The organism is Pyxidicoccus xibeiensis (assembly GCF_024198175.1).
In the GTDB taxonomy this organism is placed as follows: domain Bacteria; phylum Myxococcota; class Myxococcia; order Myxococcales; family Myxococcaceae; genus Myxococcus; species Myxococcus xibeiensis.
Map to the genome: position 1 here is coordinate 398,143 of NZ_JAJVKV010000008.1, position 20,816 is coordinate 418,958.

At 69.3% G+C, this 20,816-nt stretch carries 16 protein-coding genes and 1 pseudogene; 12 read left to right on the top strand and 5 right to left on the bottom strand.

Annotation, left to right across the window (positions count from 1 at the left end; genetic code table 11):
* Positions 1–28: 28 nt before the first annotated feature.
* A pseudogene (locus LXT23_RS50895) lies at positions 29–432 on the bottom strand (transposase); the annotation flags it as partial.
* 286 nt (positions 433–718) lie between these two features.
* On the opposite strand from LXT23_RS50895, the gene LXT23_RS32775 reads away from it, so the two are divergent.
* From LXT23_RS32775 to LXT23_RS32800, 6 genes are all read left to right on the top strand, one after another.
* Complete coding sequence (locus LXT23_RS32775; RefSeq protein WP_253984305.1) at positions 719–955, top strand: transposase; 237 nt, start codon at positions 719–721, stop codon at positions 953–955.
* Entirely contained in the window at positions 949–1,293 is a 345-nt protein-coding gene (gene tnpB, locus LXT23_RS32780; protein WP_253984306.1) for an IS66 family insertion sequence element accessory protein TnpB, read from the top strand. Before LXT23_RS32775 ends, tnpB begins: the two co-directional genes overlap by 7 nt.
* A gap of 48 nt (positions 1,294–1,341) precedes the next feature.
* On the top strand, positions 1,342–3,024 hold the full coding sequence (gene tnpC / locus LXT23_RS32785; RefSeq protein WP_253984307.1) for an IS66 family transposase: 1,683 nt from the start codon (positions 1,342–1,344) through the stop codon (positions 3,022–3,024).
* Positions 3,025–3,320: 296 nt separating this feature from the next.
* A complete protein-coding gene (locus LXT23_RS32790) occupies positions 3,321–3,593 on the top strand; it encodes a hypothetical protein (RefSeq protein ID WP_253984308.1) in 273 nt (90 codons plus the stop codon).
* Complete coding sequence (locus LXT23_RS32795) at positions 3,584–4,432, top strand: hypothetical protein (RefSeq protein WP_253984309.1); 849 nt, start codon at positions 3,584–3,586, stop codon at positions 4,430–4,432. Before LXT23_RS32790 ends, LXT23_RS32795 begins: the two co-directional genes overlap by 10 nt.
* A 96-nt stretch (positions 4,433–4,528) precedes the next feature.
* Positions 4,529–5,290, top strand: coding sequence for an SMI1/KNR4 family protein (locus tag LXT23_RS32800; RefSeq protein ID WP_253984310.1), 762 nt, complete (start codon positions 4,529–4,531; stop codon positions 5,288–5,290).
* Between the two features lie 26 nt (positions 5,291–5,316).
* On the opposite strand, the gene LXT23_RS32805 is transcribed toward LXT23_RS32800, so the two are convergent.
* Positions 5,317–6,855, bottom strand: coding sequence for a hypothetical protein (locus LXT23_RS32805; protein WP_253984311.1), 1,539 nt, complete (start codon positions 6,853–6,855; stop codon positions 5,317–5,319).
* 306 nt (positions 6,856–7,161) lie between these two features.
* Between LXT23_RS32805 and LXT23_RS32810 the strand changes: the two genes are divergently transcribed.
* The 4 genes from LXT23_RS32810 to LXT23_RS32825 all read left to right on the top strand — a co-directional run bounded on the left by LXT23_RS32810 (position 7,162) and on the right by LXT23_RS32825 (position 11,883).
* Positions 7,162–9,189 (top strand): serine/threonine protein kinase, encoded by a 2,028-nt coding sequence (locus LXT23_RS32810; RefSeq protein ID WP_253984312.1) that lies wholly within the window; start codon positions 7,162–7,164, stop codon positions 9,187–9,189.
* A gap of 106 nt (positions 9,190–9,295) precedes the next feature.
* Complete coding sequence (locus tag LXT23_RS32815; RefSeq protein WP_253984313.1) at positions 9,296–10,219, top strand: DUF2381 family protein; 924 nt, start codon at positions 9,296–9,298, stop codon at positions 10,217–10,219.
* Between the two features lie 142 nt (positions 10,220–10,361).
* Entirely contained in the window at positions 10,362–10,814 is a 453-nt protein-coding gene (locus LXT23_RS32820) for a hypothetical protein (RefSeq protein ID WP_253984314.1), read from the top strand.
* Positions 10,815–11,292: 478 nt separating this feature from the next.
* Positions 11,293–11,883 carry a hypothetical protein gene (locus LXT23_RS32825; RefSeq protein WP_253984315.1) on the top strand — a complete coding sequence of 197 codons (591 nt, stop codon included), beginning with the start codon at positions 11,293–11,295 and terminating at the stop codon, positions 11,881–11,883.
* 95 nt (positions 11,884–11,978) lie between these two features.
* On the opposite strand, the gene LXT23_RS32830 is transcribed toward LXT23_RS32825, so the two are convergent.
* From LXT23_RS32830 to LXT23_RS32840, 3 genes are read right to left on the bottom strand one after another with little or no spacing between them, the layout of a single operon-like run.
* Positions 11,979–13,571, bottom strand: coding sequence for a DUF1501 domain-containing protein (locus LXT23_RS32830; protein ID WP_253984316.1), 1,593 nt, complete (start codon positions 13,569–13,571; stop codon positions 11,979–11,981).
* Between the two features lie 8 nt (positions 13,572–13,579).
* Positions 13,580–14,581: a hypothetical protein gene (locus LXT23_RS32835; protein ID WP_253984317.1), complete on the bottom strand. Its 1,002-nt coding sequence runs from the start codon at positions 14,579–14,581 to the stop codon at positions 13,580–13,582.
* A 1-nt stretch (position 14,582) separates the two neighbouring features.
* Complete coding sequence (locus LXT23_RS32840; protein ID WP_253984318.1) at positions 14,583–16,367, bottom strand: hypothetical protein; 1,785 nt, start codon at positions 16,365–16,367, stop codon at positions 14,583–14,585.
* Between the two features lie 338 nt (positions 16,368–16,705).
* Here LXT23_RS32840 and LXT23_RS32845 point away from each other — a divergent pair, with 338 nt between their 5' ends.
* Together LXT23_RS32845 and LXT23_RS32850 are read left to right on the top strand one after the other, a co-directional pair.
* Positions 16,706–19,162 (top strand): hypothetical protein, encoded by a 2,457-nt coding sequence (locus tag LXT23_RS32845; protein WP_253984319.1) that lies wholly within the window; start codon positions 16,706–16,708, stop codon positions 19,160–19,162.
* Positions 19,163–19,327: 165 nt separating this feature from the next.
* Positions 19,328–20,812: a glycosyltransferase gene (locus LXT23_RS32850; protein ID WP_253984320.1), complete on the top strand. Its 1,485-nt coding sequence runs from the start codon at positions 19,328–19,330 to the stop codon at positions 20,810–20,812.
* Positions 20,813–20,816: the final 4 nt, after the last annotated feature.

Below are 20,816 nucleotides of genomic sequence, written 5' to 3' on the forward strand. Positions count from 1 at the left end.
TCGAGGTGCCGAGCCAGTGCGCCTAATACTACCCGGTCACATGAGCGACGGCCCATGTGGAGGCGCGCGAGCGTTGATGGGGCGCAGGCACAAGGGGCAGTGGCCGATGCGGCGCAGCAACAGGAGTTGGAGCTGCCGCCGCACCTGGGGCAGTGTCCACCGTGTCTTCCTCCGGGGGGAAAGCGCCCGGCGCAGGGCGAGGAAGCCATGGGCCACCATGCAAAGCGTGGCGTGATGATGGAACCCTCGCCAGGTGCGTCCCTCGAAATGGTCGAGGCCGACCTCGCCCTTCATCTCCTGGTAGTCGCGCTCCACTCTCCAGCGCAGTCTGGCCAGCCGCACCAACTCCTTGAGCGGAGTGTTCTCCGGCAGAGAGGACAGGTAGTACTTCGTCGGGTGGGCCTCCCCACGAGGCCACTCCATCAGCAGCCATACCTCCTCGCCTGGCGCTGCGCGCTCCAGCTGACGGTAACCGACCGGCGGCTGGCGTGCTGCGGGCACACCGGGGCCCGTGCGCATGTAGTAGGCGCGTAAGCATCCGGTCGTGCCCAGGTCGTCGCCATGAGCCATGGCGTGCACAGTGCGCGGCACGATGACGACCAGCACAGCAACGACGACGAGGGCGGAGCCGGCGTGGTTGGTAGCCGCACGGCAACCGAGGTGGACCCCGGAGGTGGTGCGCGCGTGGAAGGCAGAAGGAGGGGCGCAGTCGGCGTTCATGCGCCGACATGGACTGCCGCGCGAGCGGCTGCGCTTCTGGACGCGGCGGCGCGACGGGAGTCCGGAGACGAAGCCCGCGTTGGGCTTCGTGCCGGTGGAGGTGGCACCGGCCCCCTCGCGCGAGGAGACGGTGGTGGTGGAGGTGGGCGGGGTGCGAGTGAGGGTGGAGGTGGGCGCCAGCCAGGAGTTGGTGGAGCGGGTGCTGCGAGCGGTGAAGGGGGTGCAGGGATGCTGAGACTGCCGGAGGGGGTGCGAATCTGGGTGGCGACGGCGCCGTGCGACATGCGCAAGCAGGCGGACGGGTTGAGCGCGTTGGTGGAGGGCAGCCTGGGACAGGCGCCGAAGTCGGGGCACCGCTTCGTCTTCTTCTCGAGGCGCAAGGACTTCGTGCGGATTCTCTTCTGGGACGCCAATGGGTACTGCACCGTCGCCAAGCGATTGGAGGCGGGGCGGTTCCGGGTGCCGGTGCCCGTGGAGGGCCAGGCCACGGTGCACCTGGAGGCGCGGCAGTTGGCCGAGTTGCTGGCGCTGGTGGAGGCCGGGGGAAGGGCGCGACGCAAGCCGGCGCACTGAGTCTTCTGTTGCGCGCCCTACCTGAGGCATTGCATACGGGGGGCGCGCGTGACGACGCCCGAGACAGTCGCCGACGAGAGGGGCACCCTGGACGAGGAGCAGCAGCCGCCCGGGGAAGCGAAGGACTTGGAGGCGGTGCGCGCGTACATGCGGCAGCTGCTGGAAGCGGGGCGTGGCGAGGAGGCCATTGAGTTGCTGCTGGGGCTATTGGGCCAGCTGCGCGAGGCGCACTCGTCCACGGCGGTGCGGCTGAAGCACGCGCTGCGGCAGTTGTACGGGCGCAAGAGTGAGAAGGCGCCGGCGGGCCAGCTGCAGCTGCTGCTGGAGTTGCTCACCCAGACCGCGGCCGACGCGCCCGCGGCCGACTGCGCCGCGGCGGCCGGGCCCGCCAGCCACGAAGGGGACTCGGCGTCCTCAGCCGCCCCGGAAGGCCAGGCGCCGAAGAAGCAGTCCCGGCGCCCGCCCCTGCGCGGCGCGAAGGCGTTGCCGGCGCACCTGGAGCGGCGCGAGGTGGTGGTGCAGCCTTCCGCCGAGGAGTGCACCTGCCCGGAGTGCGGCGAGCCGCGCAAGGCCTTTGGCGAGGAAGTCAGTCAGCGGCTGGAACTGGAGCCGGCGCGCTTCTACGTGCGGGTGGAGAAGCGGCCAAAGCTTTCGTGCTCGCGCTGCAAGGAGGGGGTGGCCACCGCGCCCGCGGGCGAGGCGCCGCTGCCGGGGGCGCTGCCCGGCTCGGGCCTGCTGGCGCAGCTTTTGGTGGGCAAGTACCGCGACGGGCTGCCCCTGTACCGCCAGCAGGCCATTTTCGACCAGCGCTACGGCGTCAAGCTGCCCGCCTCCACCCTGGGCGACTGGGTGGCGGCCGTCAGCGACGTGCTGGCCCCCGTGGTGGAGCAGCTCAAACGCCGCACCCTGGCCGACTGGCTGCTGCACACCGACGACACCGGCGTGCGCGTCCTCGACAAGGACGACGCGCGCGGCGTCAAGCGAGGCCACCTGTGGCCCTACGTCGGCCAGGGCGGCAACGTCTTCGTCGAGTACACCCCCGACTGGAGCGGCAAGGGCCCCCAGGCGGTGCTGGCCCACTTCCGCGGCTACCTCGTCGTGGACGGCTACAAAGGCTACGAGGCCCTCTTCGGCCCCGCCTCCCCTCGCACCGAGGTGGGCTGCTGGATGCACGCACGGCGCGGTTTCGAGCGCGCCCACCAGGCCGGCGACTCGCGCGGTGGCACGGTGCTGGCCCTCGTCCAGAAACTCTACGCCGTGGAGCGCCAGGCCACCGAGGCGGCCCTCTCCCCCGAGGCGCGCCTGGGCCTGCGCTTGGAGAAGAGCGCCCCCGTCTACGCGGAGCTCTTCGAGCTGCTGGACTCCTGGGCCCCTCACGTGCCCCCGAAGACGCCGCTGGGCAAGGCCATAGGGTACGCGCGCAACCGCTACGTCCCCTTGGGCCGCTTCCTCGAGGACGGACGCGTGCCGGTAGATAACGGCGAAGTCGAGCGCCTCATCCGCATGATTGCTTTGGGAAGGAAGAACTGGCTTTTCCTCGGCAGCGATGAGGCCGGACGCCGGGCCGCGTCCGTCTACTCCCTCGTGCTCAGTTGCTACCGGCTGGGCAGGGACCCCTGGGCCTACTTCCGCGACGTGTTGCCCAAGCTCGGCGACACCCGCTTCCCGGCCTCCCGTCTCAAGGAACTCCTCCCCGAGGCGTGGGCTCAGCAGCAGGCTCAGCAGCGATAGGCTCGTCGGCGCGCCGTCATTCACGCGCTCTACCTGCCACGCTCCTCGTCCGCCGGCACCCTGGGCTGGACCGGTCCCTTACGTTCCAGCACACCTTGAGCACGAGACACCTCCGTCGAAATATCGTGCGCGCGTCCACCTCGGGCTTGAATGCGTACTGCGATGGTCGGCATGAGCAGTGCGTGAATGACTGTCTCGCGAGCAGCCGACCCTTCGTCATTGGTCATCGCGAATACAGGGACACACGGGTACAGTCGTGGCGCGCCGCCAGGAGTTGGTGGTGTCCGCGCAACTGCATGGAGGTTTCGATTGAGTGCAAGAAGGGACGCGGAGAGTGGGCAGAACAGTACGCAGCCGAGTTCGATGCGATAGATCCTGCCATTGACTGGGTCAAGAGGCATCGCACTGAACTCGTCGTGGGGGCTGTCGTGGTCATTGCCGGTGTGGCTTTCGCCGTGGTGGTCGCTGGCTCAGGGGGAGCGGCACTCGTTCTGGCGCCACTCCTGATCATGGCGGAAAGCTCCCCGGCGCTGCCCCTCGACACCCAGCTCGCGGAGGCATGCAGGTGAAGATTCATGATGCTCTTGCGGAAACGGCGATTCTCATCGCGTCTCGGCGGCAAGCAGCAAATTTGAAGGGTCTGGCGGAGGAGGAGAAGCTCTGGCTCTATTTGCGCACCCTCAGCTACTTCGTAAACGTCACAGGCCAGGTCTACCGTTTCGAAGACGCACTCGAAGAGATGGGAGACGTAGGGCAGCGCTACGTCAGCGCACGCATGAGCGCGCACACAAATACTTGCGCGCAACAGGCGGTGGAGCTGCTGCTCAATTCCCTGAGCGAAACTCCCTCGCCCGAACAGCAGCACGTGCTCGTTCTCGTCGCGCTCATCAACTTCATCGCGGATACCGGACAGGTCGACGAGGTCGAGGACTTCTTCAACCATCTGCTGGACCTTGCCCCGGTGACCGTCGCGCACTTCATCAGCCACGAGGAGGCGGAGGCCTGGCTGAAGGGGAGCGCGGAACCCCCGAGCCCGGCCCGCATCCTCATTGGCGATGAGTACTATCAATTCTGGTATGAGAGAGAGGACAATACGCGCGGCATGTGTCTCGACTATGCAATCGAGCCGGCGCTGGAGGCACTGACCGCCAGGGGAATTCCCTCACAGCGGCCTTCCTTTGCTACACGCGCAGAGGCAGAGGCGTGGTTGATGAGTCACCCAGCCAATCCCTATTCCTTCGTGGAAATCGCCGGAGAGCACTACTTCGCGGTGCACCACCCAAGACTGAAGCGCCACTCTCTCCATCATGTGGCATCAGCCCTGAACGCCTGGGAGGAGCGCAAGAAGGTCGTCGAACGCGAGGCGGCCCTGGAGGCAACCGCCCCATCAGATGGAGCCAGTGAGTAGGGCCGGTCTGGTCAGAGGCGCTGATAGCGCTTGCCGTCAGCGGTGGTCATCACCTGGACGTCGAAGAAGTGTGAGCACTGACGTCAAGGAAGTCACATGCCAGAGTCAGAGATGTCGCCGGAGCCCGGGCTGGAAAGCCTGCTCCCGAGAATTGTGCCCGGGCTCGCTGAGCAGTGGAAGGGCAGCACACCCGATGAGATCTCGCAGCTCGAGAGGATTGCAGGCCGTCCCCTGCCTCCCTTCTACCGGTGGTTCCTGAGCCGCATGGGACAGAGCATGGGGCCGCTGTCCTACTCGACGCTGGACTTCTCGGTGCGGCGCATCCTCGACTGTTACGCAGAAGGGATGGTCGAACCTGATCCCCGGTTCCTGCTCATTGCCTACGAGTCAGATGAAATGATGCCACTGCATCTGTTCTACGACTTCAAGGCGCCGGCACGGGACGATGCGCTGGTGACAAAGCGAGATGCGCTGGGCGGTGAACTCTACGACATGTTCGAGACGCTGCGCGAGAAGCTGGCATGGGACGCGCTCTTCAGCTACCGGGTGAGCGATATGCCGCAGCAGTGTGGAGGACTCCTCGAGGGCGATGAGGCTGACTTCCTATCTCACCTCGACCCGGTGATGAGCGGTCTCGGGTTCACCCAGCCGGTACTTACCGGGAGTCTCTGCCGACTGTATGAACGATCCGATGCGGCCATGCTCTGCGATGGCGTCCCGCGGGCAAGAGTCGGCAACAGGGTGGCTTTCACGCTGGGGGGCAGCAATGCCGAAACGCTCAGAAGAATCCTGGGCGCGGTCTCCATGGAGTCCTCGCTGAACGTCCTGGTTCGCAAATGGGAGCCAGACCTCCGGTGAGGTAGTCCGATGCCCCCGGCGGCCTCTCAGCGGATGCCGACGTGGTCGTTGTCGTGCGTCTCGCCGCGTCCGATGGCGTAGCTCTCGCGCAGGTCCTGGTTGTCCAGATCGAAGGCGAACTGGTCATGGAAGGGGACTGCCGCGTTCGGACTGGCCGGGTCGTCGGTGAGCATGCCCACCACCCAGTCGCGCACGACGTCGACCGTCACGTCCACCGCCTGGTCCGCTCCCGGGAACTTCATTCCGGGGATGAGGTCCTTCAGCTGGAAGACCAGGTCCACCATTCCCGTGATGGCTTCATTGCGCTGGTCCAACCGCTCGATGGCCGTCTCGAAGCCGGTCTCCAGCGTGCCGACGATGCTCCCGAGCCGGACCGCGTCCGCTCTATCTCCGTCCGTCGCCTCCTGACCTCGCGGCACCGCTGACAGGTCCGACGTCATGTCTCCCAACCACTCCGACACCCACTGCGTGAACTCGTCCTTGTTCTCGTAGTCGGAGCCCTGGAACATCGTGCGCGCCCAGAACTCGCTGAGCGTCTTCTCCGCGGCCGGCGTGAGAAAGCCGGTCTCGTCGGAGAACTTCGGGTTGCGAAGCATCGCGTCGCCGTGCGCCATGAAGAACTCCGTGGCCCCCTGCACGGATGCCGGGTTCTCTCCGAGTAGCGGCACCGCTTCCATGAACAGGTTGATGAGGCCGTCCGACACGCTGCCAGTCCTCACGCCGTGGCGGATCTTGGCCGCAGAGGACAGCAGCGCTCCGAGCGCCTCCTGAGTGCGGCCCTCGCTGTTCCCGTTCATGATCGACAGGATGTCGTGGACCGTGTCGCCGTGCGTGTTCAGGTACGTGTCCAGACCCGCCGGCGGCAGGCCCGCGAGCGCGAAGGCCGCCGCCTGGGCCCGGATCGGGTCCCTCCCATCATCCCCGTGGCCCGTGCTCGCCATCACCCCATCCACGAAGGTCGTGATGAGCCTCGGGTTGTGGGACTGCCCGATGACCTCTCCGTAGACGGTGCTGTCCCACGTGTACTCCGCACTGGTGGCTATCTGCTCCGCCGTCACCTTGCCGGCGGCGAAGGCGTGGCCCAGCGCGCCGCCGATGTTCGCCTTGGCTTCCTCGGACATGGGCTCACTGAGCAGCGCGCCCATCGCCTCCGGGAACTGGTACAGGTACTCCATCATCGCGGCCCGCTTCGCCGGGTCGGGATGCGCCGCGAGCCAGGCGTCCAGCTTCTCCGGATCGTTGTAGCTCAGGATCTCGTAGCCCTCCTGTTGCTCCGCCTCGGAGAGCGTGCCCGTCGAGCCCGTGCCCTGCGCGGCGAGCGCCTGCGCCACGACTCCCGTGCCCCCTGGACTCAAGCGCAGCAGCTGCTCCGTGCTGTTCGCCAGCAAGCTCGCCTGGGTCGCCCGGGCCTCACCTTCCACGGGCACCTGGGCCCGCGTCGGACGCTCGAACCCATCCGATACAGCCTGGCGCCGCGACTTAGGGAGCGCGGCCTTCGCCTGCTCCGGCGGCTTCGGAGCAACGAGCGACTGCAGCACGCCGGGACGGTTCTTGATCGACGTCATCGGTGCTCCTCTGGGCTGGAACAGGGGCCTGGATGGGGCCTGGAGGGATTATCCCGGGCACCCCAATCCGGTTGCCTCCAGTGGCTATCAAGCTGACACCGCCGGGCTTGACGCGTCTGGCGTTGACGCACCCTGACGCGCCCGTGGCTCGGCGGCGCGGGCTCGCGGACGTCGCTTCGGGCGAGGCTTTCGGAGGGCGGTCCGTGGCCCGGCCTGTCCGCAGCATTCTTCCGGACCCCTGCTGGCAGGTATGCAAGAACCCGCATGACCTGCTAGGTTCTACGCCGACTCGTGGCGAGGCGGGGCATGTCCGGACCAGTGGAAGACAGCAGGGCCTATCCATGGGCGCTCGGGCCCGGCGCGCGGGTGAACCGCTGGCGCGTTCTGGAGCCACTCGGCAGTGGCAGCTACGGCGCTGTGTACCGGGTGGAGGACGTGGACGCCCCCGGGGTGATGTATGCGCTCAAGCTGGCCCTGCGGCCGTCAGACCCACGCGCCGAGCGCGAGGTGGCGCTGCTGGCGCGGACGAAGCACCCGAACGTGGTGCGCGTCCACGACTGGGGCCACTGGGAGTCCATGGCCGGCAGCCACCTCTACTTCGTCATGGACTGGGTCCAGGGCCTGCCGCTGCACACCTGGGCGGACACCTCCAACCCTCCGCTGCGCGAGCTGGCGCTCGTTGCGGGCTCGCTCGCCCTGACGCTCGACTGGCTGCATTCGCGGGGTGTGCGCCACCGGGACCTCAAGCCCGAGCACATCCTCATCCGCTCGAGTGACTCGCAGCCCATCCTCATCGACTTCGGCGTGGGACGGCAGGAGGGGGCCAGCACGCTCACCTCGACGGTCGTGCCTCCGGGCACCGTGCACCTGCGCAGCCCCGAGGCCCTCGACTTCCACCGCCTCCACTTCCGCCAGGCCGGAGCGCGCTATGCGTTCAAGCCTACCGACGACCTGTATGCGCTCGGCGTGTGTCTCTTCCGCGCACTGACCGGGCACTACCCGTTCCCTCCCGAGATTCCTGGCGACCTGCTGATGCTCGCCATCCTCGCGCACGTGCCGCCGCCCGTGGCCGCCATCAACCGCCGGGTGCCTCCGGCGCTCAGCGAGGTCGTGGCCCGGCTGCTGGAGAAGAAGCCCCAGGCTCGCTACGGGGCCGGACACGAGCTGCATCAGGCGCTCGTGGCCGCGATGGAGCTCGGCCCGGTGCAAGCCTGGGAGCAGCGGGTGTTCGCCTGGGAAGCGGGGTCGGAGCTGGCAGACCCCTCCGCTCGGCGCACGGTGCGGCCGGACTGGCCCACGGCTCCGGGCACTCCACCTCCAGCGCGGGAGAGCCCCGCCCGGGCGCGCTCGACGGGTGGGCGGTTCGTCGGCGGGCGCATGTCGTCGCCGCCCTCCGCCGTGGCGGACTCCACGGCGCCCGCGCTGACTTTGGTTCGTGTGGACCGTGACACGTGGCCTCGAGGGCGGGCCGCCAGCGTCACGGGAAGGCGGCGCGTTCGTCGTGCGGTCCTGATGGTGGTGGGGGGGCTGGCGGTGCTTGGCCTCGTGACCGCGGTGGCCAGCTGGCGCGGGGGAGGGGTAGGGGCCTCCTCCGAGGGCTTGGAGGCTGGTTCCACTCAGGCTCGGCCGCTGGCAGACGCGTCGGTTCGGGCGGGGGATGCTCCTGGCGGGACTTCGGCGCCGGGGATGGCAGTGGCGACGTCCTTGGAGGAGAGCCCGGCCAGCGCGGATGCTGCGGCCATGACCCAGACCCAGGACAGCTCTGACGTGAAGACTCCTACACTCTCCAAGCCTGCCGCGACGAAGCGCGTGAAGACACCGGATGCAGTGCGCGCCGCGGTTGGGGCGGTCGCCGCATGCCTCGGCGCGGCCTGCTCCGGTCCCCAGCAGGCCGAGCCACCTCGGGCTCTCGCGGCGCTGCGACAGGCGCGGCCTCCGCCCGAGGAGTGCCCGCAGGGCTCGGTGGAGGCGATGAAGGAGCTCCAGATCGGCAAGGTCGGCGCCGATTTCCCAGATGGAAGCTTCATTCCGTTCGAGATGAGCAGCGAGGCCATCCTGAGAGAGGGGCCCGTGGTGTTCGTGATCGAAGATCTGTGGGGGACGTTGCCTAAAGTCGGGACCACCGTGGCTGGGCGACTGTTCTTCGCCGAGGGTCGCGTCCATGGCTGGTTCACCGAGGCTCGTACGAAGGATGGCCGGCGCTTCCCCGTCTGCATGGAGTTGATGGATGGCGACCTTCGCCAGGGCATGGAGGTGCAAGGGCCAGGAGCGGAACCCGGCACGGTCATCACGTTGCCGGTGGCGAAGCTCGGACAGGTGAAGCGCTTCAAGTGACACGGTGCTGGCCGCCGCACGGGCCGCGGCCTTTGTCCGGCGGCAGCCTCGTCCAGAGGCTGCCCTCATGAGAGCCAGGGGCGTGACCTCCAGGAGATTCCGTTTCATGCGCCTACTCCCCGTTTCTCTGCTGGCGCTCGTCCTCGTGACGGGCCGGGACGCCGCCGCGCAGCCGCCTCTGCCCGAGACAGGCCTCCGACGTATCGACTTGCGCGCCGGTGCAGCCGGTACGGAGCCCGAGCTCCATATTCGTGCCGGTGTTTCCACGGTGCTCACCTTCGACAAGAAGCTTGCGCGTGATTCGTCGGGACGGTTCCAGGTGGAGTTGGAGCGGGCCTCCTCCTTCACGCGGGCGGACTCGGGCGAGTTCGTCCTCCTTCTGGTGCCCTCTGATGCTCTGAAGTCGGGAGACACGGTGCGGCTGACCGTGCGCTTCGAGGATGGCGAGGCCCCCCAGATGGCCACCTTCGGCCTGGTGGTGAGCAGGGACCGGGCGGATCGTCTGGTGGAGGTGCTCTGCGAACCACGCCCCGTGGAGTCATGTCCGCGTGAGCTGCAAGAGGCCCGGGCCGCTGTGCTCCAGTGTCAGGAGGCGCTGGACCGGGCCCAGACCGCGCCCGGAGGCCTGACGGCCCTGCGGGTCTCCGGAGCCCTCGCTGATCGCGGAGTCGTGGCTCGGAACCTCTCAGACGTGGCCGTCCGGGGGCGACAAGGTGCGTTCGTGACGAAGCAGTTGCGTACCTACCGCGCGGCCCGCCGGGTGCTCGTGGAGCTTTTGTTGCGAGCCCAGGAGCCCGGGGCGCCTTGGACGGCACGGAACGCGTCGCTTGCGGGGCCCGGAGGTGAGCTGCTGAAGATCCTGTCCGTGTGGCAGGCGTCGCCTGTCACTTCGGATGCTCCAGAGCGCATCCTGGTGGAGGCGGAAGCCGACCGTTTCTTGTCCCCGGAGTCGTGGACGCTGTGGCTGTCAGAGGACGGGGGCGGGCGAGCCCTGGTCCTGGGCGGCGTCGTCTTTGCCCCCATGGAGTGAAGCGGGGGCGATGCGGCTCGGGCAGCTCCAGAGTGAGCCTTCATCGATCACAGATGTCTCCTCGCGGACCTGCCTTCCTGGGGGGCGAGGTCGCGCCAGCCAGGGCGATGGCTCCCGCCAGCACCTGCGCGGAGGTATGAAGATGAGCACGATTCCTGTTTCGAGAGCTGTCATCGGTGCCCTGCTGCTGGGGCCGCTCGCGGTCCCCGGCACCGCGTCCGCGCAGGAGCCCATGTGCGAGGAGCTCTGCACCTCGAGCAGTCCTTGCGAATGGGACTGCTACACCTGCGACGGCGACTGCTACTACAACCCGGCTCGCATGAGCACGTGTGGCGAGTCCTGGACCTGCGACCGCTGCTGGCCGTACGGCGAATGGGTCGAGACCGATCGCAGGTTCAAGCACTTCTTCGACAAGAACTGGTGGGTCTACGCGGAGATCTGGGGCGTGCAGGAGATCGACGAGTACCGCGACTCCTCCTGTGGCCGTGAGTATCGGACCCGCTGCGACGAGTTCCACGTCATGTCCTGGGCGGACTGTGAGTATCTGTGGCAAGGCTACGGCTACATCTGCCCGGGAACAGGCGGCTGCGGGTGAGAGGCTCGCCCCGGTCCGTCATTCGTGGGGGCGAGGACACCAGGGCACGCCTCTGGGGCCTGCCGCTTCACACGCATGGGTGGGTCCCTCGCGCCCCTTGAACTCGGAATTCCTCATTTTCTGAAATTGTCTGGAGCCCTTCAGCAAAGACAGGCGTTAATCGACACGCCTCATGCCCCACAGGCGGGAGGCCCATTCACCGGGCAGCAGAGCCGCCGATTCACGTTTGGCATTACAGGCGTCGCGCCGCACCTTGGCCTCCTCCGGTCCCCCAACCGGAGTTTCCAAGGAGAATGCCTTGCTTCGATTGAACCCCCGCTTCGCTGTCCTGCTGTTCGCAACCACCCTGGGCGGCTGCGGCCCCGAGGAGCTGCTGGAGGAATCAGGGACGGAGCCCGAGGCTGTCCTGGCTACCACGGAACAGGAGCTGCCCTCGTCTGGTGGATACACCTGGTCGACGCCCAATCCGGCGACCCCCATGGGTACCACTTCGGACCGGTTCTGCTTCCTGGACCGGGTCCGGGGGGCCTTCAATGGTCCCGGTGACCATGTGCGTGTCTTCGCGGCCGACGCGAGCTGGTACGTCCACGGCAACGCCGGTGCCACACAGGCCAGTGGCCGGTGCGCTCGCCGGAGCGGCGGCACCCTCTCCGGCGAGTACGAATGGACGCCGGGCCAGAGCCTCCCGACGAACATGGGCACCGCCTCGGGGCGGGTGTGCTTCCTTACGCGCGTGGATGGCGACTTCAATGGCGCGGCGCACTGGGTCCGGGCCTACGTGAGCGGCGGCTCCTGGTTCCTGTTCGGCTCCTCGAGCAAGGCCTATGGACGCGCCCGGGCCCGGTGCATCACCGTGCCCTCCTACAGCGGCGAGTACTTCTGGAACCAGGGCCAGACCTACGCCGAGCACATGGGCAAGTCCACCAACCGCGTCTGCGCCCTGACGTACCTCGCGGGTGAGTTCTCCGGCTGGAACGAGTACGTGGACATCTTCGAATCGGCGGGCTCCTGGTACCTCACCGGCAGCTCCTCGACTCACGGCATCTCCGTCAGGGCGCGCTGCTTCTGACACGCCCCTGACGAACGGCGCGGCCCTCCCGGAACCTCGAGGCCCAGGGCTGCTGACGCGGGCGCCACTCACGCGCGCCCGCGTCACCGCTCCGCTCAGCGCCTGACGACGCCGTCGAAGATGCCGTAGCCTCCCGGGATGAAGAAGTCCTTCCCGGGCATGAGCCCATAGGCGCCGAGCACCGTCGCCGCGATGTCCTGCGAGTTCGGGGTCCGCGTCACTACGTCCCCGGACTCCTCGACGAGCTTCACCGGAATGCCCATGGGGGAGCCCTCCATCCGCTCGTCGTAACCGCCAATCATCTGGTTCCCCTGGATGCCGCCCCCCACCAGCAGGGCACACGTCGCCGGGTGGTGGTCGCTGCCCACCTTGGGGAACGTCCGCCCGAAGTCGCTGTAGACGTAGACGAGCGTCTCATCCAGCAGCGAGCGCGACGGGTCCGAGCGGCTCGGCGTCAGGCTCATCTCCAGGCACATGCGCCCCACCATCTCGAAGGCGATGCGCAGGTACTGCGCATGCGTGATCTGCCCGTTGACGAAGTGGGAGTCGAAGGTGAAGCCCTCGATGCTCGTCCCCCGCAGCGTGACGGTCGTCACCAGGTCGGACTTCAACAGCTGCAGCGCGAACGCATAGTCGCCCATCGAGTCCATCTTGCCGCAGGCATCCCGATAGCCCATGCAGGCCATCCAGTCCTCGGGATAGGCGGGGTCGGCCTTGAGCTTCTCCCAGGCGGGCGTCTTCTCCAGCACCGACAGCATGTCCCGGCGAATCGTGCGGCTGGCGCCCTTGTACGTGTCGTAGAGCTGCTCCAGGTACCCGTCCGTTCCGGCGCTGGAGGTGCCACGCTCGCGGCGCACCGCCTTGAGCAGGGCCGCGTCCACCGCCGTCGCGGGCACCGTGCCCGACATCGGCGTGCCGTCGAAGGCGAGGTCCGGCACCTCCTGCCGCGCTCGCAGGCCGTGCCACGTGCCGGCTCGCCGGTCGGAGAGCGTGGGCTCCACCGACGCGCTGGAGGGGAGCAGCGTCGGGTTCGCCAGCGCGGGCAGCCCGAGCGCCATCGGCAGCGGCCCACCCAGGGCGACATTGGGAAGCGGCCGGTCCGGGAAGCGTGACGCCATCGCGTTGGCCACCACGGCCTGCACCGCCGGAGCCCGGAAGGTGGAGCCGGCGACACCGGACATGCTCGCGATGAGGCCGCTCGCATGCGCCGCCGTCCCCTGGTCCGCTCCCACCAGCAGCACCGCCTTGTCGTAGAGCTTGTACCGGGGGTTGGCCCACACGTAGCCGTCCGGGCGGTAGACCTGGGCGTTGTTGACGACGGGATTCGCCCCTTCCTCGTCCGCCGGGTTGGCCCAGTTCCAGTACACGGGGACGCGCAGCTTGCGCACCGGCCCGGGGGACAGCAGGTCCACCGGCGAGCGGTCCAGGTGCTCCACCTGCTCGGGGTTGTACCCGTAGGCGTACCTGCCGCCCTGCGCGGGCGGAATGAACTTCTGGATGCCCGCGCGAGTCATCGGCGCGAAGAAGGACTCCCAATGGAGGCCGCCCACCAGGTAAATGGCCAGCATCTTCGTGGGTCTGCCCGACGCGGACTGCGCCATCGCCGTCGGCAGTCCATACCGCGCCAGCAGCCCGACCTGCGCAGCCCCGAAGGCCGCTTGAAAGAGATTGCGACGAGAGAGCTTCATGGCGGGCCTCAGTAGAAAACCCAGTGCGGGTGGCGGATGAAGTACGAGCAGACCCCCACGTAGGCGGGTTCGGTGTCAGTCGGCGTCGCGAGCGGCACGAAGACGTCCGTGTACAGCTCGTCCACCTGCGCGTCGGTGAAGCGCTCTCCCAGGAAGTGGAGCGACCAGCGCTTCAGCGTGGCCTTGACCTCGGCCGGGTCCGCCGTGCGCGCCGCGCCCTTGGGGAACAGCGCCGTGTTGTCCTGCTTGTCCAAGGCCCGCCGGCACCAGCGCTGGGAGATCTGCGTCAGGTTCAGTGCCAGCGTGGGCGAGGGGGTCTGGTCCGCGGAGACCTGGTTCATCACCGAGCCTCCGCCCAGCCCGTGGTAGCGCTCGCCGCTGATGTACTGCCGGGGGGAGGGGATGGCGTCCGGCGACTGGAGCGGGAGGTACTCCTCGCCCCGGGACTCCGCCATGTCGAAGCCGAACTCCTTCGCGTTGACGAAGAAGTCGTCGTACCCCAGCCCGAGCTGCTGATAGAGCGCGCGCTGCATCTGGTCCGCGCTCATGCGGGTGATGCGCGGGGCGTCGCGGTCCGGCCGGGCATCGCGCTGCTGCTCGCCGAGCCCTTGAACCCAGGCGCGTACCGCCTCCACGGAGAGCGTCGCGGTGCCTTCCGAGACGAGCTGCGCGTACGTCTTCTGGCCGATGGGCATCTGCTTGAAGGAGCCGGTGCCCCGGCCCTCCAAGAGCCGCACCAGCTCGCTGTCATCGGGGCTGCCCGCCTTCACCAGCCGGGTGTCCGAGACGAGCAGGCCCTGGAAGGCCTCCACCGAGGCGAAGTAGCCGCGCGCGCCCTGCTCGTGACAGCCCGCGCAGTGCGGCTTGAGGCCCTCCATGACGCGCAGGGTCTCCGAGGTGGCCGGCGTGCCGCAGGCCGCCTGCGCCTGGCCGCGGATGGTGGAGGCAGTCCCCTCCGAGCGACAGGCGGCAAGCCAGGGGAGCACGAGGAGCAATGCGTAGCGGTTCATGTCAGCGCCCCCTCTGGAAGAGCTCGGACTGCGTGAGTGCCTTGACGTACGGCCGGGCCTTGCGACCCCCGGCGATGAAGCGCGCCACCTGTTCCTCCAGGTAGCCCGCCTCCCGCGCCGGGTTGATGTCCCGCCCCATCACCCGCGCGTGCAGGTGGCGCACGACACACCGGTCGAACGAGCCCGAGGCGACGATGAGCTTGGCGAAGCCCAGCGGCCCCACCGTGCCGTCACTCACCTGGCCCAGCAGGTTCTGGTCCGGCGGGAGGAAGTCGATGAACACGGCCTCCGGGTTCACCTGGGCCTGGGCCTCCGTGACGGGCGTCAGCAGCGTGTCCGGCATGTACCAGCGGTTCCAGTGGCTGAACGGGTCGCCGTGATAGGGGTACTCGCCGGTGCGCCACCGCGCGGGCCAGTGCCACACCTTGCCGATGCCCGGCATCGGGTAGGTCGCGCCATGGCCCTCGAAGCCGTGCCCTATCTTCGCGAAGCGCTTGAAGTGGATGGCCGCCGGGTCCAACCGGCGGTGGCAGTGCTGGCAGGGCCCCTCCGTGCCCGGATCCCTCTTGTACTCGTTGAACTCCTGGCCCTGCGGCGGGGAGAGCTCCTCGCATGCCAGCATCTCCAGGGCCCGCGCGCCGCGCACGCGCTCGCGGGGGTAGGCGCTGAGGAAGCCGAGGCTGGTGAGCATGCCCGCGGCGGGGATGCCCTTCATCGCCGCGGTCTGCGTGCGCGGGTCGTACCGGTAGTCTCGCTCCTCCAGGAAGAAGGGGTTGCGGGCCGCGACGAGGTACTCACGCCAGGCATTCGGGTCACCCTGGGAGTGCTCGGGGTCCACCGGCGCGCTGGCGAAGCGCGACGGCCTCCACCAGGAGTCGTCCTCGAGCAGGTACGTCAGCTCGCCGGCGAGCCCCTGCATGACGTAGGCGGCCTGCAGGCGCGTGGGCCCCACGGAGTAGTTGCCGAGGATGAGGTCCGTCATCGGCCGGTCGTGCCAGCCGAGGTGCGCGAACAGCCTTGCGGGCTCCTCCGCGACCTGCCGCCGCTGTCCCAGCGGGTTGTGGAGCCCGTAGTCCTCCCAGCCCGGATAGCTCCCCGTGTCGGCGTGGCAGTACGCGGCGGCGGGGCCGCAGCCACAGTTCGCGACGGGGCCCGCGGTGGCGCAGTTCACCGTCACCGGGAAGCCACTCGCGTCGTAGGACTGCCCCGTGGGCGACACGCTCGCCGCGAAGCCCACCAGCTTCGTCGTCGCGCCCGGCGCCCACCAGGCCTCGAGGGAGCGCTCCTCCGCGGGCGTGCCATCCGGCTTCAGGCCCTGACAGGCATCCTGGTCGTAGCGGAAGTACTTCCACGCTCCGGCCTTCGGGGTGCCTTCCGGGCACCGGACGATGGAGCGCTGCTGCTGCAGGCCATACTCCGGCGGATCCGCCGACGGCCCCACGGGCGGGATGTTGAACCAGTCGCGCGCCGTCTCGAACAACGTCCGGTAGAAGGTCGGCTGCTGGAGCGTCCGGTCCACGAAGGCCGAGACGTAGGCGCGCTGCGCGGCCTCGTCCCCGGCGGCCTCCAGCGCGGCGTACTCCTCGTCCGTCGGAGGCGCTCCCCTCAGCGCCAGCGCGGTGCGCCGCAGCAGGCGGCTGGGGACGAGCACGTCGGCCGGCGGCACACCCGCGTCGGAGCCACCATCGGCCGGGGGCTCGACGCAGCCGGCGTCTTCGCCACCAGGCCCTTCCGGACCCGGTGATGAGACATTGCCGGAGCAGCCCAGCCAGAACAGGAACGGCAAGACCCACAGCAGGGAACGCGCACTTCGCGCGACCGCCCACCATGGAATGGTGAGCCTCCGCCGAACACCGGAAGCCTTCGAAAGATGCGGGGACATGAGCGGCCCCCAGGCAAGTCACATGCCATGGAGTGTTCACTCGGGCTTGCCTCGGAGCACGGCCCTGGCGCGGGCGGTGAGCCCTGGAGGCCACCCCACACCTTGGGGTTTGCGCTCCCCACAATCGCCCTGCACCGCAGTGCCGTCATTCGTGCTGTGCCACCCAGGTCCGCCGTCTTGCGGGCGATTGTCGTGCCTCCTCGCTCGCCACCACCTTCCGCCCGCAGGTGGAGGGGGGCGGAATGGCGAGCGATTGCAACACGGTGAAGGGGCAGGGGTGGCGGTACGTCTGGCTGGGATTGGTGCTGTGCGCGGCTGCGTGTGGACCGGTTCCCGACGGGGATGGGGAGGCGCGCGGGGACGTCCAGGAGGAAGCACTGGCAGTGCCCTCGGAGGAGGCCGCCGTCGCTCGGGTTCGCGACGTGCTCGTGTCGCGGCCCTTCGGGGTGAACAAGCCCCGGCTGGAGCCGAGGGAGTTCGCGGCCAGTGACAGCTCCGTCGCGTGGGATGGCCGGCAGTTCCTCGTCGTGTGGAGGGACGAGCGGCCCGGCGGCATGTTCGCCGCGCGCGTGAAGCCGGACGGCACGGTGCTGGACCCCGCGGGCATTCCGCTCAACGTGAGCGGCAGCCTCGACCCGGGCATCCCGAATGTGGTGTTCGATGGGCGCCAGTTCGTCGTCGCCTGGGTGGCTGACGGCGTCTTCGGCGTCCACGTGGGCTCGGACGGAAGGGTGCTCCGGCGCTTCACCGTCCTCAATTCTGGCGAGGTGGGCGGTGGCGCCCCCGGCCTCGCCTGCTCGCCGGACGTGTGTGTCATCGGCTTCTCCGTGTCGGATGACGAGGGCTCGGACCTGGCCATTTCTCGCGTGTCGTCCTCGGGCGTGGTGCTCTCGCCGACGCTGACGTACCTCACGCCCGGAGGCGGCACGGACATCGTGGGTGAGCCGGCCGCGGCGTGGGACGGCACCCAGTTCCTGGTGACGTGGACGGACAGCCGCGGTGGGTTCGACACCCCGGACATCTACGGGGCGCGGGTGCTCGCGGGCGGCACCATCCGGGACCCGGGCGGCTTCCCCATCTCCTCGGCGCCGGGCGAGCAGCGCGTGTCCTCGGTGGTGTGGACGGGCCATCGCTTCCTGGTGGTGTGGGACGACGCGCGCGGCGTGGACCGCGACATCTACGGGGCCCGCGTGTTCCGGAGCGGACGCGTGGACGAGACAGACGGGTTCCCCATCTCCACCGCGCCCGGTGACCAGCGCCTCCCACGCGTGGCGCATCTCGGGGGCCGCTCCCTGGTCGTCTGGCAGGACGCTCGGGACGGCGCGCTGCGCGTCCGGGGCGCCAAGGTGAAGGAGGACGCCACCGTGGAGGAGTCGGGCCTGCTCGTGTCGCACGGCGACTACCCGGACGAGGGCCGTCCCGCGGTGGCGGCGGGGGCCGACCGCTACCTCGTCAGCTACGCCTCGCTGCGGGAGGGAATCTCCTTCGGCAGCGCCATCCTGGCCACGCGCGTGGAGCGGGACGGGGACGCGCTGGACCGCCGCGGCACCGTGCTGACGCGGGCGGCGGATGCGCAGATGTCTCCGGTGGTGACCTCCGGTGCGGACGGGTACCTGGTGGTGTGGAGGGACTTCCGTGCGCCCGAGCGGCCCGCGCTCTTCGCCGCGCGGCTGCGGCCGGATGGCACGGTGAGGGATGCTCGCGGCATCCTCCTTCCCGCGGGGCCGGAGGCCTCCGGTCACCAGGTGGCCTGGGATGGACGGGTCTTCCTGGTGGTGTGGGAGCAGCCCGGCTCGGACGGCCTGCGGGACATCCGGGGTGCGAGGGTGAGCCGCTCGGGGGAGCTGCTGGACACAGCGGGCCTGGAGGTCGCGGTGGCGCCGGAGACCCAGGCGAGCCCGGCGGTGGCCTCGAGCGGTGACGGCTTCCTGGTGACCTGGACCGACGAGCGCGCGGGGACGGGCGTCTGGGGCACGCGGGTGAGCCGCGGTGGCGACGTGCTGGACCCTGGAGGTTTCCGCATCACCCCGGAGCTTCCGGGCGTCAGCCAGGGGCAGCCCGCGATGACGGCGCTGGGGAGCGGCTACCTCCTCGTGTACCGCACCACCCGCGCAGAGGGCTTCTTCTTCTTCGAGGGCCTTCGCGCGCTCCGGCTGTCCGCCACGGGCAGCGTGCTGGACGCGTCGCCGCTCATCGTTGCGCCGGACAGCCCGGACCTCTCGTACCAGGACGCGACGGTGGCGTCGGACGGGCGGGAGGCGCTGGTGGTGTGGGCCGAGTTCGATGAGCTCTTCGTGGACAGCGGGGACCTCCGGATGCGGCGGGTGACCCGTGAGGGCGCGGTGCTGGAGCCGGTGGACGCCTTCGTGGCGACCGGCCCCGAGCTGCAGGAGGAGCCCACCGTCATCTTCGATGGGCGCGACTACCTGGTGGCGTGGGAGTCCTCGGAGCCGCTCATTCTTCCGGGGAGCAGCACCTTCGACGTGCCGGACATCGAAGGCGCGCGGGTGTCGCGCGAGGGCCGGGTGCGGGAGCGCTTCCCCATCTCCACGCATGAGAGCGGGGAGTTCGCGCCGTCACTCGCGTCGGTGGGGGATGGACGCTCGGTGGTGTTCTACTGGGAGTTCCTCGTCTCACCCGAGGCGATGAACGACCGGGTCCAGGGCCGGCTGCTGCGCAACCCCGACGCCCTCCACTGAGTGGGCTCCCTTCGCCTCGCCCCTGGCAGGTTCCGCCTGGCCAGGGCGCGAGGCGTCGTTCTCTCCGGTCCGCGGGGAGGCACTGGCGGACGGCCTGGCCATCGCCGTCCTGCCTGCCGTCTGAAAGGGTACCGCCTGCCTCCAGACGGGCCCACCTTCGGAGCGATGCTCAAGCCCTCCGAAGTGCACATCCGAGCCGAGTCCCTCTCTCACTTCCTGCCGGTGATTGGAGAGGCGGGCTGGCGTGCGCTCCAGGCGCACGCGGAGCAGGCCCGCGTCCGCATGGCGGGCCACACCTTCTGGCACGTGAACTCCACCGCACGAGGCGGAGGAGTGGCGGAGATGCTCCCTCGGCTGCTCGCCTACGTGCGCGGCGCGGGCGTGGACGCGCGCTGGATGGTGCTGGAGGGCACGCCGGACTTCTTCCGGGTGACGAAGCGGCTGCACCACGCGCTGCATGGCTCCCCAGGAGACGGTTCCCCGCTGGGGGCCACCGAGCGCGCGCTGTACGACGAGGTGCTGCGCGACAACGCGGAGGAGCTGCTCGTCCTGGTGCAGCCAGGGGATGTGGCGGTGCTGCACGACCCGCAGACGGCGGGACTCGCGCCGGCGCTCGTCGCGGTGGGCGCCATCGTGGTGTGGCGCTGCCATATCGGGTGTGACACCCCGAATGCCGAGGTGGCGCGCGCGTGGGAGTTCCTCGCGCCAGGGCTCGCCTCCGCGCACCTCACCGTCTTCTCCCGTGCGGCCTACGTTCCGCCCCAGTTCTCGGACCGCGCCGTCATCATCCAGCCCTCCATCGACATCTTCGCGGTGAAGAACCAGCCCCTGACACCGGACGTCTCGCGCGCCATCCTGGCCCGGACGGGACTGGTGGCGGAGAGCCCCGGCACTCCCGCGCCTGTGTTCACCCGCATCGACGGGGTGCCGGCCCGGGTGTCGCGCGGGGCGGACATCGTGCGGCTGGGTCGTGCGCCCGCGCCAGACACCCCGCTGGTGGTGCAGGTGTCGCGCTGGGACCCGCTGAAGGACCCGTCGGGGGTGCTGCGAGGCTTTGCCCAGCTCGTGCGCGACAACCCCGGCCTGCGCGCGGAGCTGGTCCTCGCCGGCCCCGCGGTGACGTCCGTCGCCGACGACCCCGAGGCGGCGACCACCCTCAATGCCGTCACCGCGCTGTGGCGGCAGCTGCCCCACGCCCTGCGCCAGCGCGTCCACCTGGCGTGTCTGCCCATGGCGGACCTGGAGGAGAACGCCGCCATCGTCAACGCGCTCCAGCGCCACGCGGCCGTCGTCGTGCAGAAGAGCCTGCAGGAGGGCTTCGGGCTCACCGTCACCGAGGCCATGTGGAAGGCGCGCCCCGTGGTGGCCAGCGCGGTGGGCGGAATCCAAGACCAGGTGGAGCATGGTGTGAATGGCCTGCTGGTGCGCGACCCGAGAGACCTCGCCGGGTTCGCCGCCGCCGTGCACACCCTGCTGTGTGACTCCGATCTCGCCGCGCGCCTCGGCGCTCGGGCCCACGAGCTGGTGCGAACCCGCTACACCGGCTCGCGCCACCTCACCGACTTCGCGCTCATGCTCGACCGGATGGACGCGCTCCTGGAGCGCCCTGCTCTGGACTTCCAGGGGGAAGTCCAGGCCGGAGTGCATTGACAGT

Excerpts from the sequence above, each read along its gene's own strand:
- LXT23_RS32775 (WP_253984305.1), top strand. The coding sequence starts at position 719 with ATGCGCCGACATGGACTGCCGCGCGAGCGGCTGCGCTTCTGGACGCGG.
- tnpB (WP_253984306.1), top strand. The coding sequence starts at position 949 with ATGCTGAGACTGCCGGAGGGGGTGCGAATCTGGGTGGCGACGGCGCCG.
- LXT23_RS32790 (WP_253984308.1), top strand. The coding sequence starts at position 3,321 with ATGGAGGTTTCGATTGAGTGCAAGAAGGGACGCGGAGAGTGGGCAGAA.
- LXT23_RS32795 (WP_253984309.1), top strand. The coding sequence starts at position 3,584 with ATGCAGGTGAAGATTCATGATGCTCTTGCGGAAACGGCGATTCTCATC.
- LXT23_RS32800 (WP_253984310.1), top strand. The coding sequence starts at position 4,529 with ATGCCAGAGTCAGAGATGTCGCCGGAGCCCGGGCTGGAAAGCCTGCTC.
- LXT23_RS32805 (WP_253984311.1), bottom strand. The coding sequence starts at position 6,855 with ATGACGTCGATCAAGAACCGTCCCGGCGTGCTGCAGTCGCTCGTTGCT.
- LXT23_RS32810 (WP_253984312.1), top strand. The coding sequence starts at position 7,162 with ATGTCCGGACCAGTGGAAGACAGCAGGGCCTATCCATGGGCGCTCGGG.
- LXT23_RS32815 (WP_253984313.1), top strand. The coding sequence starts at position 9,296 with ATGCGCCTACTCCCCGTTTCTCTGCTGGCGCTCGTCCTCGTGACGGGC.
- LXT23_RS32820 (WP_253984314.1), top strand. The coding sequence starts at position 10,362 with ATGAGCACGATTCCTGTTTCGAGAGCTGTCATCGGTGCCCTGCTGCTG.
- LXT23_RS32825 (WP_253984315.1), top strand. The coding sequence starts at position 11,293 with ATGGGTACCACTTCGGACCGGTTCTGCTTCCTGGACCGGGTCCGGGGG.
- LXT23_RS32830 (WP_253984316.1), bottom strand. The coding sequence starts at position 13,571 with ATGAAGCTCTCTCGTCGCAATCTCTTTCAAGCGGCCTTCGGGGCTGCG.
- LXT23_RS32835 (WP_253984317.1), bottom strand. The coding sequence starts at position 14,581 with ATGAACCGCTACGCATTGCTCCTCGTGCTCCCCTGGCTTGCCGCCTGT.
- LXT23_RS32845 (WP_253984319.1), top strand. The coding sequence starts at position 16,706 with ATGGCGAGCGATTGCAACACGGTGAAGGGGCAGGGGTGGCGGTACGTC.
- LXT23_RS32850 (WP_253984320.1), top strand. The coding sequence starts at position 19,328 with ATGCTCAAGCCCTCCGAAGTGCACATCCGAGCCGAGTCCCTCTCTCAC.